We start from the raw sequence: 19,808 nt of genomic DNA, 5'->3' as shown, positions 1-19,808 counted from the left end.
CCTATATAAAAATTGGAATAATTAAACAAATTAATAAAATTGAAATTAATATTGGAAATAATCATTTTGTAAATTTCAATTTTCATTTATATCTTGAATAAGTTGTGGTCACTGTTTTTAACGACTCATTTGTTTTATCATCTACTTCTTTCAACATCAGTCTCATTGAACGATTATCTTTATTTCTGATTGTCATAACTGTACTTGCAGATATTTCATTTTGAATTGGCGCTTTATTTAACGTTTTTTCTCTCAATTTTTTAATTTTATTTTCAAAATTTTTTTCAATTAAATTTAAAGAATTCATATAATTGATAAATCTCTCACTTGTTAATACTAAAGCATTATCATCATTTTCTTTCATTTTTTGAGCTTCAAATTGATTTTTAACTCGAAAATCAGAATCTCTTGTAATTTCAAGTTCATTTATCAAGACACGTAAATTATATCTTAAATCATCTGGGACTAATTTTTTTGACCGATCTATATCTAAATATGGTTTTTCCAATTCATGTTTAGCATCAAATTCTTTAATACAGTTCATAAAATACGCTTCATCTATTTCACTTAATGATTTTAAAAAACCAGCTTCATGATTTTCATGAATCATTTTTTGTTTTTCGATTGCAATCATTTTATTTATTTCATTATGTTTGCCTTTATTGCGTTCCATTCTTGAAATATAACTTGACATAAAAATCACCTAAGCCTCAACTTTATAATTATAAATTATTTTTCCATCTTATGCTAAAATATTCATAACTATGGAGGTCTATATGAAAAAAACATTTGTTAACAAGGAATTATGCATCGGATGTCTTGCTTGTATAGAAATTGATGAAACAAATACACTATATCTTGATGAAGATGGCTTAGCTAATGCGTACGATAATGATTTGGAGCTTGTAGAAGCACAAATGGTATGTCCAACTGGCGCAATTACTATTAAAAGTTAAATTTAGTTTTTAAACTATTTAAAACATACAAAATAGATAAAAATATTACAAAATTAATGGTATATTTTGTTATATTAAACGCAAAAATAGGTATTAAAAAAATATCGGCAGCCTTTCCGTTTATTCCGTATAATCTCAACATAAAACTTCAATTAAAAAGCACTTCTAATCCAGAAATTAAAAGAATTGAAAATATTCCTGCAATTGTAAAAATAATATATTGTCATTTAATTTCATTAAGTTTATTTTGTTTTTTTACATAAAAAAAAATTTTTATAATAAAAACTAATAAAGCAAAAATTAGCAAGCCACCTAAATCACCCAAATATAATGCAAGTAATCCAATTGGTTCATCACCAACTAATCCCAATCTTAATCAAGTTGCGGCTGTAAGCAAAATAATCGTATAAAACAAATTGAGAATATAATTAGAAACTAAATAAGTAAAAAATGTCAATTCAATAACTAAAAATCCACCTCCCATAGGAAACGGAATCATTCCCATTATATATTTTCCAATAAATGCAAAAATAATGTTTATTCCTAAAATTAATCCTATAAATGTAACACGTGGTGTAGTAATTTTAAAATATTTAGTTATTTTTTTTCTTTGTTCATTATGTTTTATTATCAATAATTCATCGGTGTTGGTATTTTCAGAAACAATATTTTCATTGTTTTTTTTCATAAAAACACCCCATCTTCCACTTTATTATACACTATTAAAAAGTTTAATATACAATAGTACAGAGAGGAAACAAAATGAATATGAAAAATAATAAAATTCAAATGATTGTGGAAATTCCAAAAGGAAGTAGCAATAAATATGAATACGATATAATTACAGGAAAAATATCACTTGATAGAGTTTTATATGGGGCAAATTTTTATCCAGGAGAATATGGTTTTGTCCCTGAAACATTAGACTGAGATGGTGACCCATTAGATGTTATTTCATTAGTTACCTACCCCACATTACCGGGTATAGCTGTTAATGTAAGAATTTTAGGTTCAATTAGAATGATAGATAATAATGAAATTGATACTAAATTATTTGGTGTATTTGCAGATGATCCAAGATTTGATTCATACAAAAAAATAGAAGATGTACCAAAACATTTAAAAGATGAAATTGAAAATTTCTTTTTACAATATAAAGCATTACAAAATAAAAAAGTGCAAATTAATGGTTGAGGTGATGAAACCGAAGCTTTTAAAGAATTAGAAGAATGTAAAGAAAGATATCAAGAATATAAAGATAGATATTTGCAAGCAAATGGTAAAGAAGAAATTTTAGCAGAATGAAAAAATAAAGGACTTGGACAAGCTTAATTAAACAAAAAAATTGATATTTTTATATCAATTTTTTTGTTTAATTAATGAAAAGAAAAAACACCTAAATATTTATAATCACTAACTTTGTTTGTTTTTATAAATGATGGCAAATAAAATTGCTTTATTTCGTGTGCAAATTGCCTTGCAGCAATGAAATCTGTTTTAAAATCAGATAAAACATTATTTATAAAGGTTCTGATTTCTGATTCAAAATTAAATTCCATATTCTCTTTTCAATTGACCGGAGCAACTACAAGTAAAAAATAAATCATACATAAGATTAATGAAATAATTGAAAATACTTGATATTTAAATAAAAATTGTAATTCATCACTGTCAGCATAAAAACTAGGATTTGAAATATAAAATCCTACAATAATTATTGCAATACCACTTACAATTAACAATAAACTAAATAATATCGGAATTATAAATTTATAAATTGAATTATAAAGTATGAATTGTTTGTTTTTGTGAATTATTTTTGATGCATATCACATATAACCTAAAATTCAATCTATTTCATACCCAACAGAACTAAATAATATTTTTGGAATTAATAATTTATTATTTTTTCTATCATATGAATGCATTAATGATATATTATTTGATTCTGCATAAATAACATTTACATGACTAATATTAAAATACATTTTTGCTTTTGAAATTATTTCTTGAATTCGGCTTGTTGAAATATTATCATCTGCCGAATTTATTGGTAATACATTAGTTCTTCTAATTAGTAATGTGTTTCTTACAAAAAGAGTAATTATAAAAAATCAAGCAACAAAAACTAATCCAAATCCTATTATTACTTGATAATTCATATTAATCACCTCCAAATAATTTCATTACTATTGCAAATTAACCGAATTTATTCATACAAATCCGCATTGTGATATACAGCTTGTACATCTTCTAATTCATTTAATTTATTTAAAAGTTTTTCAAATTTTGATAATTCTTCAGTATCGTTAACAATTATTTTATTTTCAGAAGTCATAATTGTTTCAGCTGTTTTATAATTTTTAATACCAAATTCATCTAATGCTTGTTTCACTTCACTAAATGATGAGAATGGTGCATAAACTATAATGTTGCCATTATCTTCTATTACATCGTTTACTTCAACTTCTTTTTCCATTAAATATTCAAGCGTTTCTTCTAAAGTTTTACCCTCAAATTCAAATATAGAAGTAGCATTAAACATATGCGAAACAGAGCCATTTTGACCCAATTTACCGCCATTTTTATTAAAAGCATCCCTAATTTCTGCAATTGCTCTATTAACATTTGAAGTTAATGAATCAACAATAATTGCAGTTGATCCAGGACCATATCCTTCATATCTGTTTGAAACATAAGCCTCTGCGTCGCCACCAGCTGCTCTATCAATTGCTCTTTTGATAACATCACTTGGAATTTGCTTTGATTTTGCTTTATCTATTGCTGATCTTAATGCCAAATTTGCATTTGGGTCAGCTACCCCATTTTTTGCTGCCATATATATTTCTTTGGCTGCTCTTCCATTTAATGCTGATTTAGCTGCGGCTGATTTAGCCATCGATGCTTTTCTAACTTCATGAGCTCTTCCCATAAATTTATCTCCTTGTTTATTTAAATAATTATATAAAAAATACCCGAAAAATTATTTTTTTAATGTGTTATTTTTATTCAATTTATATAAATTATTCATTATTATATCTATTTTTGCTTCAAAATCATCTGTATTTGCATCAACAACGAGAAAATTGAATTTATCTTTATATTTTTCATAAAAGTCATTATATCTTTTATTTAATTGTTCTCAATATGTATTATCCATATTTTGTTCTTGAATTCTACCTCTAGTTTTAATGCGATCGATTGCCTTTTTAGTTGAAATTTTTAAATAAATTATTATGTCAAATTTAACTCGTTCGTCTGGAATTGATAGTGTTTGTAAAATTACATTTTCATAAAAATCGTTATATGTTTTAAAATCAACATCTGAAATATTTCCTAAATCATGATTCACTTGTGTAAAAATAGGGTCTTCTAAAATAGTTCGATCGAAAATAATATTTTTTAAAGAACGAGCTTGTTTTAATTGTTTTGACCTTGCAGCCAAGAAATAAATTTGTGTTTTAAAAACATTATTTTTAATATCATCATAATATGAATCAAAATAAGGATTATCTTCAATGGGTTCTGAAAAAATTTCATGGTCTATTTTTTCTGCTATTTTTTCTGCAATTGTTGATTTGCCAGCTCCTACAGTTCCAAATATTGCAATTCTCATTTTATCATTACTTTTTACTTTTATATTGCGCAAAAAGACCGTATAACTGTTTAACTTCATGTGCAGTCAATGACCTATATTTGCCTAATGGTACATCTGCAATTTGCAGATGTTCAATGGTTGTTCTTTTTAATTTTTTTAAATATATATCGGCAGCGATAAGCATTTTTTTTACGTGGTGTTTTCTGCCTTCTGCAATTGTTAATTCAATTATGGATTCATCATCTTCCACATTATATTTAACAAGTTTTGCATTTATTGCTTTTGTTTTATAATCATCATCTATTACTACGCCTTTCATCAAATTATTAATTTGATGTTTTGAAACATTTCCGTTGCATAATGCTAAATAGGTTTTTTGAATTTCATACTTTGGATGCATTACAAAATTTGCAAATTCGCCATCATTTGTCATTAATAAAGCCCCAGAAACATCATAATCTAACCTACCAACAGGGAATAAACGAACTTTTTCATTTTTAAAATAATCCGCAACTGTTGGTCTTTGTTTTGGATCTTTTAAAGTTGTCAATACTAATCTTGGTTTGTTAAATAAAAAATAGTATTTTTTTTCAGATTTAATTAATTCACGATTATTAATTTCAATTTTTGCATCATCATTTATTTTTTCACCTAATTTATTAATTACTATACCATTAACTTTTACTCTACCTGCCAAAATTAATTCTTCGGCTTTACGTCTAGATGTATAACCTCTTGCTGCTATAATTTTTTGTAATCTTTCTTGCATATTAACTAAATAAAGTCCTTATAGTATCATTATTTTCAAAATCTATTTGAGGCAGTTCATTTAGGCTATTAATTTCAAATAATTTCATAAATTTATCTGTTACTTTATAATTAATTGGTTTTCCTGGTAATTCTGATTTTCCTGCTTCTTCAATCAATTCTCTAAATTTAAGTTTATAAATTATTGAATCACAATTTACGCCACGAATTTCTTCTATTTCTGGTCTAGATATTGGTTGTTTATAAGCTATAATTGCTAATACTTCAATTGCGGCATTAGATAATTTAGCTTCTGTTTTTACATCAACAAGTTTTAAATATCACTCATAATTTTCTTTTTTAGTAGACATTCTATATCTATTGCCCGCAAACTTTGAAATAGTTAAGCCAGATGTTATATCATTATAATATTTAGCTGATAACTCTCCAATTAATTCTTCTAATTTAATTATTGTAATATTTTCAAAGATTTCTGTAGCATCGTTTAAAACTATGCCTTCATCTCCAGCCATAAATAATAGTCCCTCTAATATTGACAGCATTTTTTCTTTACTCATTTATTTCACCAATCATTTCATTGTCACTAATGTATTTTACAATAATATCATCTTCTTTTTGACTTAAAACTACAATTTGTTTTTTTGCAAGATCAAGAAGTGTAATAAAAATGGCAATTAGAGTTGATATTGTTGGTTTAAAAGATAACAGCAATTCTTCTAAATTTCAGACATTATTAATATTAGATTGAAACATTTCCAGTAATGTAGTTTTAATCATTTCTGTTGAAATATGTTTTGTTTCTAAAATAGTTATTTTCGGTTGTTGTAATTTATTTTTTTCTAGAATTTTAAGAAAAATTTTAGAAAATTTATCCAAATCTATATTTGGAAATGCTAGTGGCAAACTATCTTCATTTATTTTTGCTACTTTAATTTCTGATTTATCTTTTGAAAATGTTTTTAAAAATTCTGTTTGTTGATCTTTAAAAAAAGAAGTTACTTCTTTTATTTTATGATATTCCAAAAGTTTTCTAACAAGCTCGTCTTTTTCCAGATTTTCATATTCATCTAAAATTTCATTATCCATTTTGGGAATTAAAAATTTAGTTTTTATTTCAATCAAATAAGCTGCCATTGTCAAATATTCACTAGCAACTTCTAAATTTAATTCAGAAAAAGAATATATATAATCAATATATTGATTTGAAAGTTCTGTTAGATTTACATCCTCAATTGCTACTTCTTTTTCTTTAATCATATGCAACAACAAGTCTAATGGACCATTAAAATTCGCTAAATTAACCGTTTGTCATCTTTCCATTATTTTGTTCCTCTTCTTTATTGTTGGTTTTAGATTTTTGCAATTGCTGGATTATCATGTCATTTTCTTTAAAATCTTCTATTATTTGCATCATCAATCTAGCCACTAAAATAAATAGTATATCAATTATTCATTGGATATTATATTTTAAAGATGGATCTGCAAAATTATGTTCAATAATGTTTCTCATTTTTCTAACAAAATGTCAAGAATTTGATTTAAATAATTTGTTTAAAGTTGTATCTAAATTAAGTATTGCTTCATTTGACTTTAATAAAAAAGATACATCGTTAACAAAAGTTGATGAAAATCTGACATCTGTTTTTTCTTCATAATTTGGATTATATTTTTTGCTCAAGTGTCTTGCAATATATGCAAATTTATCAAAAATTGAAAAAAGATATTTAAACATAGAATTTTGTTCATGAAATTCAAGCATATCCATACTATATAATTTTTCTGAATTTCTAAAAGTTATATCATTATGGTTTTTTGCAATAAAAAATCTAACCATATGTTTTATTTCTGTAAAAATATAAAAATTGAAAGAATTTGCATATTGAAATAAAAATTTTTCAAGCGCCCTTTTGATTACATGAAATAAATTATCTATTTCTTCATTTGAAAAAAGTAATTTAGTTGGTTCTATTCTTATTGATATATCATATTTAATATTTTTAAAAACATAATATATAATATCGTCATTATCCAATATTAAAAAATCTATGATATCACGAGAAGCGTTCTTTAATTCGATTAAATCTATGCTATTAAAATTGTTTTTAACAATTTTAGCAGATTTATTTTTAAGTAGTTTTAATGCATCTTCGAATTCTTCTCTTATCATACTTTTCACCTATCATTAATATAACATTTATAAAGTCTAAACATAAAACAAAAAAACATTTCCAAATAAATTTGAAAATGTTTAAAATATAAATTATACAAATAATTAGTGATAAAAAATTAAATACACTAATCCTGGAATGATTCCGCAAATCAATCCTACAATTAAGGTAGCAATATGTTGTCCCAAGATTGCATAAACAATACCCGGAATGATTCCTAATATTAATAGTAAAATCAGACAAACTATATTAAGATTCTTAGCCATTTCTAAATCCTCCTATATATATTTTACCAAAAAAATGAGTGTTTTTGCTGACCAATTATAAATATTAGTGATATTCTATTTTAAGAGGCGATTTTATTATGTACACAAGAAACAAGACAAAACCAATCAAAGTTGGTTCATATCAAATTGGTGGAAATAACGAAATTGTAATTCAATCAATGACTACAACAAAAACACATAATGTAAAAGAAACAATTAAACAAATTAATAAATTAAAAAAAGTAGGTTGTCAAATTGTAAGAGTTGCTGTTTTGGGTAATGATGATGCTGATGCATTAAAAGAAATTGTTTTACAATCACCATTACCAATAGTTGCCGATATTCATTTTAACTATAAATTTGCGCTAATAGCTGCAGATGCTGGTGTTGCAAAGATACGTATAAATCCAGGAAATATAGGCATTAAAGAACATACAATAGAAGTTGTTAAAAAGTGTAAAGAAAAAAAAATACCAATAAGAATTGGAATAAATTCTGGATCACTACCGAAAAAACTAGTGGAAAAATTTGGATGAACTGCAAAATGTATGATTGAATCATTAGCAGAGCATATACAAATTTTAGAGGAATTAAATTTCAAAGATATAATTTATTCTTTGAAAGCAACAAATCCTATTATGACTATTGATGCATATAAATTAGCAGCTGAAAGATGAAATTATCCAGCACATATTGGTATTACTGAAGCCGGTTCATTGTTTAGTGGAGCAATTAAATCATCTGTTGGTTTAGGTATTCTTACTTATTTAGGTATTGGTAATACAATAAGAGTAAGTTTATCAACAAATCCAATTGAAGAAATTAAAGTTGCCAAAAAAATTTTGAATAATTTAGGATTATACAATAATATAGTTGAAGTAATTGCATGTCCAACTTGTGGTAGATTAGAATACAATATGTTACCTATTGTAAGTGAAATTGAAAAATATACTGAGAAACTGAACTTTCCATTAAAAATTGCTATTTTAGGATGTGTAGTCAATGGTTTGGGTGAAGCCGGACACGCGGATATTGGCATAGCTGGTGGTCATGATGGAGGAATAATTTTCAAAGACGGAAAAATATTGAAATCAGTTAAACAAGAAAATTTAGTAAGTGAATTAAAAATACTAATAGATGAATATTATAAAAAATGAAAAACGCGCATTATTTAATGCGCATTGTTTTATTTAACATAATATTGAACGCTCGTTTATGAAAATCCAAAATTGAAAGTTTCGAATTGATATTTTTAATAACCCATTCTTTTAACTCATTTTCAAAAAGAATATTTTCAAAATAATTTTTATTTTCTGAAAAATAATTATCCGTATTTTTAAAAAAGATAACTTTTTCTTCAATTCATAATAATATTTTTTTGATATATGTAATTTCATTATTGGTAAGTTTTCTACTAGTTAGTTGTTCTTCTAAGTTTACTTTCATTTCTACATATTCATTTATATAATTATTTATTTTTTTAAATAAAACTTCATCAAGAAAATTATTTAGTTCAGAAATTCATAATCTTTTTTTTGAATTACTTATTTTAACAAAATATAATATAAACAAATCACTTACATTAGGTACATTTCTATAATTAATTACACATGATAATTTAATTGCATTCATTATTTTTTGCTTGTTTAATTTTGAAATCAAAGATTTTTTAAAAAGAATATCAATAATTTTATCAATTTTTTCATTATTAATTGCATTATATTTTTCATCCACTTCTAAAAAAGAAAAAGGTTTTAATGCAACAATATATTTTTTCTGTAATTCTTCTGTCAATAAATAAATACTTGTCAAAAAATTTTTCATGTTATTCTTTCTTTTTAGTTGATTTTCTATTTTTATTATCTTTTTCTGTTTTTTTCAACGATTCTTTTTCAGTATATAAATCATTCATATTTTCAGCCATATTTTCTCCATCTAAAGAATAATCATTAACTACATAATTTTTTTGTGCAATTTCTCATTTGTTTTCTAAAGTATACAAACTCATAAAACCTAAAATTATACCAAATATTATCAGAATTGTTATTACTGCTCCAATTCAACCATAAATTCCAAAAAGACCATTTGGTGAAGAAAAATATAAAAAATTATAATGAGCACAAGCTCCATTATTTGTTCAACTTGGATTATTATTCAATCAATTTTGAACAGATGTTATATCATTTCCAAATCCATAATTTTGTAGTAATTGTAAATTACCATCTGTTGGATTCGAAACTCAAGATTGTACCAATTGATGATCTAAATTTCAAAGTGAATTACTTGAAGAACTTTTTTTAGTGTATCAACCAATCATATCTATAAATAAATATAAAATTGGAAAAGACATAAATCTTCATAAATGACGCGTAATCATTTCTCTAATAGTATAAAATTTTTTATTTTCCATAATGAATAATAGATAAATAATCATTGCAATCGGTGCAAAAACATGTTCAATCATTGATGTAACTCAACCAGAAGTTGTTGTTGGTGCCCCTTCAGTTGGAAGCAACAAGCAATTGTATATCAAACCAGTTATAGTTATATAAACAGTTACCATGCAAACAACCGGAAATGATAATCATTTATGTTTTCCTTCATATTTATATAAAATTAAAACGATTATAAAAAAAATCATTACAAAAATATTAGATTGAATTGTAAAATAAGTGAAAAAATTGACAGTGTACAAAAAAGTATCGCCACCAAATATTACCCCACCATTTTGATTATTTAAAAAAACATCATTCTGAGCTGTTTGTTTAAATCCAATAATATAACCCCAAATAATCGCAAATAAAATTAATGCTGCGGATATAATTTTATAGGATTCTTTAAATACAAAGTCTATTTTTCTATTTTTAAATATTCTCATACTATTTTCTCCTATTAATATTATAAATGCTTGTTTGTTTTTTTCAAATTATTTTTATAAATATGTGATGATGGGGTTAAATAATTATTTACAATTCCTTTAACTGGTACATACAATATTTTTGTATCATGTTTTATTGCATCATCTATATTGTGTGCCATTTGAGTAAATTCTTTTAATAAAAATACAATCATTAAAACTAAAATAAAACTAAACGCAATACAAGTACCAATCAAAATAGACCCATATGTTCAATAATTATTTTGTAAGATAATTAAATCATCATTTGTAAGAGTTGATAAAGTTTTACCATTTAAATAACGAAATGCACCAATTGAATTAATTTGCATCACTCTTATAAAAAATATACTTAAATAATTTCCTGCTGTAGTTGCACTTGCTGCATAACCGGTTACCGGTGTACCTTTTGTTCTATAATTTCAATATATAGCCATAGAAAATAATGAATAAGTTATTTGCGTATACATTAAACCTAAAATTATATAAATTGCTGCTAAAAAATATATATTATGTATTATAAAAATCAAAACAACACTTATTGTAACTAAAGAAGAACAAATAGTTAATCAAACTGTTTGTGATATTTTCCGTTTTATAAAATGATAAATTAAAAAACCAACTAAAATTTCTGGAATAAATCCAGCTGCATCCTGTAGTCTAAAAAATCACTGTATATCAATATTGTTGAACGCCAGTAAATAAAATTGCATTAGTTGACAATTCATAAAATTAAAAATTGAAGATATTAATAATGACATAACAATTACATATAATAAATATATTTTTTTATATTTATCAAAATGTATTGTTTTGTTTCCATAACCTCTCACATAAATACTTTCTTCTTTATTAAAAAAACCTAAACAAAATGATGTTATATTAGAAAGAATGCAAACAAGTAAAACTACTCCAACTGACAATCGTCAATTTGTTACTGCGATTTCTTGTTGCAATAATGTTCAAAAATATGTACCTGTAAAATTACCTAATAAATATAAACCAGTTGTAATTGTTGCTGTTGTAAATGGATTTGTTCTTTGAAAGAGTTGTTCTTGAATTATTAAATATCATAGTGAAGAAGATGAAAGTGAAAACGCAAAAAATATTGCAGTAAAAACAATATAAACTATGTGTTGATGATTTAAATTTAAATATGTAAAAATAATTGTCAACAACAAAGAAAAATGTGAAGGTCAAATTCAAAATCTTCGATGATGTAATCTGCCAGTAATAAAAGTAGCCAATGGTTTTAAAATGATTGTAAAAAAACCTGTTGCTCCAAAAATAGCCAAGACAGATTCAATAGATGTAGATGTTTGATTCGGAACTTGTTCTGTAAATAAATTGAATTGATCCATATTCATTTTTGTAACAAAACCCATCGGAATTCAAAAACACAGTAATTCAACAGCAAATATTCTTCATTTTAAATTAAACGATTCTTGACGCAAAAAATAAAATTGCGAAACATATGCTACACCAATTAAAACAGGATACACATACAGCAAATCTATCATTACATTTGCTCCACTACACTTATTCCTATTAAATTAAATGAATTTGAAAAAACTTGTTCTAAAGCTTTAATTAAAGTTATACGTTGTGATGATAATTCAATATTATTTAAATCAACAATTTTAATGTCTTTTTCTGCATAATATGAATGAAATTGTTTTGTAAGTGTTTGTATATATTCTGTAATAATATGTGGTAATCTTGATTTTGCTGCACTTTCTACATTTTTATTAAATAAATCTAAAGTTATCATCATTTGTAATTCTTTTGAATTAGTAAGTAATGATAGATTAGTTGCTGATGGTTTTATATTATTTTTTTCAGCTTGAATAAGAATATTTGCAATACGAGCCGTTGCGTATTGTGCATAAAATACAGGATTTGATGAATTTTTTGCGGTCACTAAATCTAAATCAAAATCCATATGAGATGCTGGATTTTTTGAAGCCAACATATATCTTAATGCATCTGGCCCAACCATTTCCAATAAATCTATTAATCAAACAGCAGTACCTTTACGTTTTGACATTTTATATTCTTGTCCATCTTTTACTAATCTAACCATTTGAATCATATCAATATCTAAAATATCTTGTGGATGACCAAGCAACGCTAAACCAGCACACATTCTTACAATATAGCCGTGATGATCACCACCTCAAAAATTTACAAGTTTGTTTGCTTTTGAACGTTGAATTCGTTCATGATGAGTAGCTAAATCTGGTGTAATGTATGTATAATCACCGTTTGATTTTATTAACACACGGTCTTTATCATCGCCCAAATCAGTTGTTTTTAATCAAACAGCTCCATCTTTTTTGTAAGCAGCACCTAATTCAGCATATTTTTTTAACATTTTTTCTATTTGATTTTCTTCTATTGATTTTTTTTCAGATGATCAAAAATCAATAGAAACATTAAACAATTTTAATTGATCTTTAATAATTGCTAAAAAATAATTTGTTGATTCTTCTTTGAAAATTTTGGCGGTTTCTTCATTATTTATTTTATTTTCACTTCATGTGCAGTCTATAAATTTATCACCATATTTATCTACAAATTTTTTAGCAACTTCAATATACATATCGCCACCATAAATTTCTTCTGGAGTTTCTACTTTTTTATTTAATAATAATTGATAGTTATATAAAATTGTAATAGCTAAAATGTTTATTTGATTACCAGCATCATTTATATAATATTCTGTTTGAACTTCATATCCAGCGAATTTTAAAATACGTGCAGTTGAATCTGAAATAGCAGCATTACGTGCATGACCAACATGCAAAAAACCAGTTGGATTTGCTGATACTTCTTCTAAATTGAAAATAAAATTTTTCTTTGGTGATGATCCAAATTTTTCTTTTTGTAACATAACAGTTTTTATAACATTTTGTACTAAATCATCATTAAATAAAACATTTATAAAACCCGGACCAGCAATAGTAATTTCTTTATAATTATTTGTCTCTTCTAATTTTTGTTTAATAATTTCTGCAATTTCTCTTGGCTTTTTATTCATTTTTTTTGCAGATGACAAAGCAATAGATGTTGATAAATGAGCATTAGGTTCTTGTTTTGGTCTCTCTATTATAATTTCTATATTTTCTGAAGATATTTCTTGTATGATTTTTTTTAAATTGTTAAATAACAAATTGTTTAGTTCGTTCACTTTTTTTCCTCTTTTCTTTTAAATGATTTTAATTAGGTCTTTTAAAATCTTCATATTGATTTTTAACGGTAAATGAATTATTTTCATTTTTTATATCAGCTTTTTTCTCATCTAAATCTTTAACACGTCGTCTTAAATCACGAACATTTATGTGCACTTTAATTATATATTCTGAAATTTCGTTATTAAACGTCTGCATTGAATCCAATTGTTTAGAAGATTTTGCGAGTTTATATTGATAATAGGCAATTCTTTTAAATTGATATAAATTAATTTGTACAATATAAGCCACAAGATATAAAAATGTTAATAATCCTAAAATTGGAGAAACTATTAACAAAGAATAATTTGCAATAATTTCTAAATAATAATATGCATTATTTATATTAATGTTTAATGTAATGTTTTCCAAAAATTTTCATGTCAATGTTTTATTTAGCAAAACAAAATTTATTATTTTAAACATAAAAAATATTAAAATTGAAAACAATAAAAGTAAGAAAAGTACAATTAATCATTTGGTCATAGTTCTAAATTTTTTGTATATTTTACTATTTTTTAAAATATTATCGCCAGATATTTGTTCACCATAAAATGATCTAGTTTCCTCTGATAGATAAATATTTCCCGTGTTAAGATTTTTTTTATTATTTTTGTTCATTGCAAATGAATCATCTTCATACGAAATAAAATTTTGTGTTTCTAATGGCTTTTTATTTTGATTATTTAAAAATTTTACTTCACTTGACGGTTCTGATTTTGTATTATGTTGAATAGTTTCATCAATTTTTAATGATGTATTTTTATTAATTGTTTGCCTATCATTTTCTATTTTAATTTCTGGTCTAGTTATAAAATTATCTTTTGTATAATTCATTTGCACTCTTTTTTCATTAATACGTGGTTTTAAAACCTCTAATGAATTATCATTTAAAGTGTTTGTGGTTCTCTCTATTTCTCTTGGTTTGAAATTTTTATATTGTTTTTGTTGATAATTTTCTAAAGTTGATTCTTTTTTTAAAATATTTTTTTCATCTATTGGATTTGTTGTTTTATAGTCATTTATTTTTTGACTTAAAGCTAAATTTTGATTATTTATATTTTCAGATTCAGAGTTTTCTTCTGATGCAAAACCTATTAAATTTAAATTTGAAATTGTTTCATCAACAACAGGTAATTCTATAGTTTTTAATTGCGATGATTTTGATATGATGTTTTTCAAATCACTAATATTATTAACTTGCTGTTCAATTGGAAAATCATTAATTTTCACATTAGTATTTTTTTGTCTTAATGATTCATCATTTACATTATCATTTTTGTTCAAATCAAAAACGGGTTGTGCATCAATCAAATCGCTCATATCAAAAACTGTTTCATCATCATATTGATCATAAATATTAGAATTAGAATTTGCTACTAATTGCTCTGAATTTTCATTTCTTAAATTATACCTATGCCTATTTACATCAATTTTTTGAACATTTCTTGAATCTATAGTCAAGAATTCTTTTGTTAGGATGTTTTTTATTGTTAATAAATAAATTACTGCATTTTCATTAATTTTTTCTTGAGAAATATTATTAATAATATAATTTTCACCTTTATATTGAATCACTTCACCAATTGAATAGATCATTTATATAACACCCCTATATAACATTAGTATAATAGAAATTAATTAATTTTACTATGTTTTCAGTAAATAAAAAATCTAACAGTTTATAAATTGTTAGATTTTTTATTTTCATATTATATTTTCATTATTTCTGCTTCTTTTGATTTTGTTAATACTTCTAATTCATTTATGTATTGATCTGTCAAATTTTGTATTTGTTTTTCAAAAATTTTAACTGAGTCTTCTGAAACACCATCTGTTTTTTTGATATTGTCCAAAGCATCACGACGTTCATTTCTTATTTGTACTTTAAATGATTCAAGATTTTTTAACATATTCTTTACTAAATCTTTACGAATATCTTCTGTTAATGGAGGAATTTTAATTCGGATTAAATCTGCTTCTACTTGAGAATTTAAATTTAATCCAGATTTAGACAACGTTCCTTGTATAACACCCAATGTAGATCTATCATATGGTTTAATAATTAATTGTTGAGGTTCCGGAGTGTTGACTTGCGCTATTTGATTCAACGGAGTCATATCACCATAATAATCTATTTTAATTGAATCTAACATTGAAGGGTTTGCTCTGCCTGTACGAATTTTTTTTAATTGTTGTTGTCAAGATTCAATAGTATTTTTCATTTTTAACTCTGAAATTTCTAAAATTTTATCTGTCATATTAATTATCCTCGCTGTTTGAAATTATAGTTGCATCTAACGAATCATTAACTATTTTGATTATATTATTTTCACCGTTCATATCAAAAACAACAATATCCAAATTTGCATCTGACGCTAATGTAGCTGCTGTTAAATCCATTACACGTAATTTTTTTTCAACTAACATTTTATGTGTTAATTTTGGTAAAAATTTAGCATTTGAATTGGTTTTTGGGTCTAAATCATATACACCTTTCACACCATTTTTAGCCATTAATAAAGCATCAGCTTTTATTTCTATTGCTCTTATTACAGCACTAGTATCCGTTGTAAAATAACTAAATCCAGTTCCACCAGAAAATAAAACTATATACCCATCTTCTAGAAGAACTCTTGCATTACGGTAATTATATGGCGTTGTTACTGTTTTTATTTCCAAAGAAGAATAAACCACAACTTTTTCAAATCCTAATGACTTAATTATTGCTTCCAACGCAAGTGCATTCATAATTGTCGCCATCATGCCCATATAATCACCACTGATATTATCCATTTTTAATGTGTGTGAAAGATTGCCTCTTCAAATATTTCCTCCACCAACAACTACTGCAACTTGAATATTCGATTGTGCAAGTTCGATAATTTGTTTGGCAACATTTGTAATTGATGATTGATCATAAATTTGTGTACTACCTAACGCTTCACCGCTTATTTTTAATAAAACTCTTTTGTATTTTTGACTCATCCCTTTAACTCCTCGTTATCAGAGAAATTATAGCAAAAAAAAAATGCAACCGCTAGTCTATAAATAGCAATTATATTTTTTTTGAATCATCATAATATAATAGATTTTCGTTTTGCAATTTTTCTAAATTTATATACTTACTAAATTTTGCATATCTATATGATTTATATTTTATTTTGACAACTTGCAAAGCTGTACAAACAATTGGTACAAGAATTTGCAAAGAAAAATAATCAACAATTGAATTAAAACCATTTAAAACAATTGAATATGTTCATGCATTAAAACCATTTCATTTTGCTGCAGAATAAAACAAAACACCAGATATCACTCTTGAAATATAGATAATTAATGCAACAACAGAAATTATTAAAATTCAATTTATTGTTTTTAGAAAAAATGATAATCTAAACGAATCATCTCTTAATATTGAAACTAGACATAATGATAAAACCGGAAAACCATAATCAAATAAATATTGAATAGGAAAAATGACATATGTTCCTGGCATTAATCATTCCAAACACACAACAATTAATAAAGTGATAAAAGTATGAAATCATGACATTATTCAAGCCAAAAAGAATAAAGGTACATATTTTATTGATACAGTAATTCAAAATGGCATTGGTGGTATAAACAAATAAGTTATATAGTCTAACGCAAAATATAAACCAATCATTAAACCAATAACTATAATGTCGTAAGTTGTTAAAATGAAAACAGATTTATTTAATAAAAATTTATTTGAATTATTTAAAGATACAAATGTTTTCATAATTTTATTATCATTTTTAAAATCACTATTTTTCAAAGATCAATAAATTAGAGCTATTAAATTTAGTGAAATACAAGACAAAATGATAAAATCTTTTTTATTAAAATCACTATTTTTAATTTTAAGCATTGAAATTAGATTTAATACATTAAAAATAATTAAACCAATTAATAATATTAAACAAATAATTATAAATAATTCTAAATTTCCATGTAAATAATTTGAATCATTAATATTTGTTAATAATGAATTAATTTTTTGTGATATAAAGATTGCTAAAAAAAGTTCAATTGAAAACATTGCACACAACCAAATTATAGAAAAAATAAAAAACGCCATTGCTTAATTCCTTTCAAAGGACAAATAATAGCACACACAAAAAATTAATTTAAAAATCAAAATTCAGGGCTTCCTACGCTAGTCTTAACTAGATCAGGTTCAAAGAGTATTTCTCAAACGATTTAACGCTACCTCTGCCTACGAAACAATTATACAATAAAAAAACATAAACACTTAGTATTTATGTTTAAAATTTATTTATTATCTGATGGTTCATCATCTTTTGTCTCTTTTTTTGTTTTTTTAAGTGCTTGTTGTTTTTTTAATTCTTCTAATGTCTGACTTTGCACAGTTTTTACTAAATCACGATAAATTATTTCTCCATCAGTCACTTCAAATTTGTGCCCAGATTTTTCTAAATTTTCCAACATAAACGCACCTACAACAGTAGATTTAGAATATTTTAATTTTCTAACTCCACGTCGTCCTTGACGAAAGATTATGTAGACTTTACCTCTATTTTCATCATTAATTAATTTAATAATTCTATTATATGCTATAAATTCTCCTGTGAATTGTATTTTATCTTCTTCAAATGAAATAAGTACATAATAAATTGTAAATCAAGTGATAATTAATACCGCAAAGGTAATTACACACGCAATAGTTGAAAGTGATATAAATAAAGCTGACGCCGTATCATTTATTTCACTTATTGTTCCACTTAAAATGCTTTCACCTTTAGTATATAAAATAAACAAAAATGCAGATAACACAATAGCTATTACCATTCCTGATAATAATAATCCTATAATTAATCTATTTTTTATTTTATATTCAGAATTATTTTTATTAAATTTAAATACCAAATAAACAAAATACATTAATAACAATACATTTAAAGAAATAGCCACAGCATTTATGATTAAATATTTATTTTCTGATCATTGACCATTATTAAAAAAACCATTAGCAAATAAATTAGACATGATTAATTACCTTTTAATTGAGCAACTACTTCCGCAGCGAAATCTGTTGTAACTTTTTCAATTCCCTCTCCAACTTCAAAGCGAATCATTTTAACTAATGAAACATTTTTTGATTTAATGAAATTACCAACTTTTTGTTTTTCATCAATAACAAAATCTTGTTCTAGTAAAACAACTTCACCTAAACGTTTATTTAGTTTTCCCTCTAAAATCCCTGCAGCAACTTTTTCTGGTTTTTCGGATAAATCAGTTGTTTCAGCAATAATATGTTTTTCAGCATTAATAAATTCTTGTGGCACCTCATTTTTTGTTAAATATTTAGGTGCCATTGCAGCAACATGCATTGCAACATTGTATGCGTCTGATTCATTAATATTTCCATCAAATCCTAATAATACTGATACCCTTTTATTTGAATGATTATAAATAACTGTAGTATATTTTTCTCGATCTAAAATTGAAAATCTTCTAAATGAAATTTTTTCACCAATTGTTGCTGTTGCAATTATTATTGTTTCTTCTATTGAATTGTAATTTTTTGTGGGCAATTTCAATACTTCTTCTAAAGTTGAATTTTCATTTGCTGAGTTCAATAATGTTTCTGCAATTTCTTCAACTATACTAATAAATTGATTATTTTTCGCAACAAAATCTGTTTCTGAATTAATTTCAAAAATAACAGCTTTTTTATCATTTTGTTTTGCAAAAACTACACCTTCTGCAGCAATTCGATCTGATTTTTTAGCAGCTTTGACAATTCCGTTTTCTCGTAGTCAAATAACCGCTTCATCTACATTTCCATTAGTGATTTCTAATGCTTTTTTACAGTCCATCATTCCTGCGCCAGTAATTTCTCTTAGTTCTTTAATTAATGTGGCAGATAAAGCCATAA

General features: G+C 24.9%; 23 protein-coding genes and 1 riboswitch. Of the genes, 3 read left to right on the top strand and 20 right to left on the bottom strand.

The window, feature by feature from the left end; translation table 4 throughout:
* Position 1 precedes the first annotated feature (1 nt).
* Positions 2 to 694: a hypothetical protein gene (locus tag AACK85_RS01725; protein ID WP_338970520.1), complete on the bottom strand. Its 693-nt coding sequence runs from the start codon at positions 692 to 694 to the stop codon at positions 2 to 4.
* Between the two features lie 82 nt (positions 695 to 776).
* On the opposite strand from AACK85_RS01725, the gene AACK85_RS01720 reads away from it, so the two are divergent.
* Positions 777 to 956, top strand: coding sequence for a ferredoxin (locus AACK85_RS01720; RefSeq protein WP_338970517.1), 180 nt, complete (start codon positions 777 to 779; stop codon positions 954 to 956).
* Here the strand turns inward: AACK85_RS01720 and AACK85_RS01715 are convergent.
* The gene (locus tag AACK85_RS01715) at positions 946 to 1,644 is read right to left on the bottom strand and encodes a hypothetical protein (protein ID WP_338970514.1); all 699 of its coding nucleotides are present in this window, start codon (positions 1,642 to 1,644) and stop codon (positions 946 to 948) included. The two genes, AACK85_RS01720 and AACK85_RS01715, sit on opposite strands and share 11 nt — an antisense overlap.
* Before the next feature lie 80 nt (positions 1,645 to 1,724).
* Here AACK85_RS01715 and AACK85_RS01710 point away from each other — a divergent pair, with 80 nt between their 5' ends.
* Positions 1,725 to 2,288, top strand: coding sequence for an inorganic diphosphatase (locus AACK85_RS01710; RefSeq protein ID WP_338970511.1), 564 nt, complete (start codon positions 1,725 to 1,727; stop codon positions 2,286 to 2,288).
* Positions 2,289 to 2,332: 44 nt separating this feature from the next.
* On the opposite strand, the gene AACK85_RS01705 is transcribed toward AACK85_RS01710, so the two are convergent.
* The 8 genes from AACK85_RS01705 to AACK85_RS01670 form a co-directional block, all read right to left on the bottom strand.
* On the bottom strand, positions 2,333 to 3,118 hold the full coding sequence (locus AACK85_RS01705; protein WP_338970508.1) for a hypothetical protein: 786 nt from the start codon (positions 3,116 to 3,118) through the stop codon (positions 2,333 to 2,335).
* 47 nt (positions 3,119 to 3,165) lie between these two features.
* Positions 3,166 to 3,888: a YebC/PmpR family DNA-binding transcriptional regulator gene (locus AACK85_RS01700; RefSeq protein WP_338970505.1), complete on the bottom strand. Its 723-nt coding sequence runs from the start codon at positions 3,886 to 3,888 to the stop codon at positions 3,166 to 3,168.
* Positions 3,889 to 3,939: 51 nt separating this feature from the next.
* Positions 3,940 to 4,572, bottom strand: coding sequence for a deoxynucleoside kinase (locus tag AACK85_RS01695; RefSeq protein WP_338970502.1), 633 nt, complete (start codon positions 4,570 to 4,572; stop codon positions 3,940 to 3,942).
* Between the two features lie 7 nt (positions 4,573 to 4,579).
* Positions 4,580 to 5,323 (bottom strand): pseudouridine synthase, encoded by a 744-nt coding sequence (locus AACK85_RS01690; RefSeq protein WP_338970499.1) that lies wholly within the window; start codon positions 5,321 to 5,323, stop codon positions 4,580 to 4,582.
* A 1-nt stretch (position 5,324) separates the two neighbouring features.
* Positions 5,325 to 5,879: an SMC-Scp complex subunit ScpB gene (gene scpB, locus AACK85_RS01685; protein WP_338970497.1), complete on the bottom strand. Its 555-nt coding sequence runs from the start codon at positions 5,877 to 5,879 to the stop codon at positions 5,325 to 5,327.
* On the bottom strand, positions 5,872 to 6,642 hold the full coding sequence (locus tag AACK85_RS01680; RefSeq protein WP_338970495.1) for a segregation and condensation protein A: 771 nt from the start codon (positions 6,640 to 6,642) through the stop codon (positions 5,872 to 5,874). The genes scpB and AACK85_RS01680 overlap by 8 nt, the downstream gene beginning before the upstream one ends.
* Entirely contained in the window at positions 6,620 to 7,489 is an 870-nt protein-coding gene (locus AACK85_RS01675) for a hypothetical protein (RefSeq protein ID WP_338970493.1), read from the bottom strand. The genes AACK85_RS01680 and AACK85_RS01675 overlap by 23 nt, the downstream gene beginning before the upstream one ends.
* 105 nt (positions 7,490 to 7,594) lie before the next feature.
* Entirely contained in the window at positions 7,595 to 7,756 is a 162-nt protein-coding gene (locus AACK85_RS01670) for a hypothetical protein (RefSeq protein WP_338970491.1), read from the bottom strand.
* A gap of 98 nt (positions 7,757 to 7,854) precedes the next feature.
* On the opposite strand from AACK85_RS01670, the gene ispG reads away from it, so the two are divergent.
* Positions 7,855 to 8,931: a flavodoxin-dependent (E)-4-hydroxy-3-methylbut-2-enyl-diphosphate synthase gene (gene ispG, locus AACK85_RS01665; protein WP_338970488.1), complete on the top strand. Its 1,077-nt coding sequence runs from the start codon at positions 7,855 to 7,857 to the stop codon at positions 8,929 to 8,931.
* Here ispG and AACK85_RS01660 read toward each other — a convergent pair.
* The 10 genes from AACK85_RS01660 to tsf form a co-directional block, all read right to left on the bottom strand.
* Positions 8,924 to 9,580, bottom strand: a complete 657-nt coding sequence (locus AACK85_RS01660; protein WP_338970486.1) for a hypothetical protein — start codon at positions 9,578 to 9,580, stop codon at positions 8,924 to 8,926. The genes ispG and AACK85_RS01660 overlap by 8 nt on opposite strands.
* Position 9,581: 1 nt before the next feature.
* The gene (locus AACK85_RS01655; protein ID WP_338970483.1) at positions 9,582 to 10,634 is read right to left on the bottom strand and encodes a hypothetical protein; all 1,053 of its coding nucleotides are present in this window, start codon (positions 10,632 to 10,634) and stop codon (positions 9,582 to 9,584) included.
* 20 nt (positions 10,635 to 10,654) lie between these two features.
* Positions 10,655 to 12,172, bottom strand: a complete 1,518-nt coding sequence (locus AACK85_RS01650; protein ID WP_338970480.1) for a hypothetical protein — start codon at positions 12,170 to 12,172, stop codon at positions 10,655 to 10,657.
* Positions 12,172 to 13,842 carry an arginine--tRNA ligase gene (gene argS, locus AACK85_RS01645; RefSeq protein WP_338970477.1) on the bottom strand — a complete coding sequence of 557 codons (1,671 nt, stop codon included), beginning with the start codon at positions 13,840 to 13,842 and terminating at the stop codon, positions 12,172 to 12,174. Before argS ends, AACK85_RS01650 begins: the two co-directional genes overlap by 1 nt.
* 28 nt (positions 13,843 to 13,870) lie before the next feature.
* A complete protein-coding gene (locus AACK85_RS01640; protein ID WP_338970474.1) occupies positions 13,871 to 15,481 on the bottom strand; it encodes a hypothetical protein in 1,611 nt (536 codons plus the stop codon).
* 113 nt (positions 15,482 to 15,594) lie between these two features.
* Entirely contained in the window at positions 15,595 to 16,143 is a 549-nt protein-coding gene (gene frr, locus AACK85_RS01635) for a ribosome recycling factor (protein WP_338970471.1), read from the bottom strand.
* A 1-nt stretch (position 16,144) separates the two neighbouring features.
* Positions 16,145 to 16,870, bottom strand: a complete 726-nt coding sequence (gene pyrH / locus AACK85_RS01630) for a UMP kinase (RefSeq protein WP_338970468.1) — start codon at positions 16,868 to 16,870, stop codon at positions 16,145 to 16,147.
* A gap of 70 nt (positions 16,871 to 16,940) precedes the next feature.
* The gene (locus AACK85_RS01625) at positions 16,941 to 17,987 is read right to left on the bottom strand and encodes an energy-coupled thiamine transporter ThiT (RefSeq protein ID WP_338970465.1); all 1,047 of its coding nucleotides are present in this window, start codon (positions 17,985 to 17,987) and stop codon (positions 16,941 to 16,943) included.
* 53 nt (positions 17,988 to 18,040) lie between these two features.
* A riboswitch (TPP riboswitch) is annotated at positions 18,041 to 18,133 on the bottom strand.
* Positions 18,134 to 18,181: 48 nt separating this feature from the next.
* Positions 18,182 to 18,916, bottom strand: coding sequence for a hypothetical protein (locus AACK85_RS01620; protein ID WP_338970463.1), 735 nt, complete (start codon positions 18,914 to 18,916; stop codon positions 18,182 to 18,184).
* Positions 18,917 to 18,918: 2 nt separating this feature from the next.
* Positions 18,919 to 19,806, bottom strand: a complete 888-nt coding sequence (gene tsf, locus AACK85_RS01615) for a translation elongation factor Ts (RefSeq protein WP_338970460.1) — start codon at positions 19,804 to 19,806, stop codon at positions 18,919 to 18,921.
* Positions 19,807 to 19,808 lie beyond the last annotated feature (2 nt).

It is taken from the genome of Spiroplasma endosymbiont of Labia minor (assembly GCF_964019845.1).
Taxonomy (GTDB): Bacteria; Bacillota_I; Bacilli_A; order Mycoplasmatales; family Mycoplasmataceae.
The sequence above is the reverse complement of the archived record's forward strand: the minus strand, read 5'-3'. Positions and strand labels throughout refer to the sequence as shown.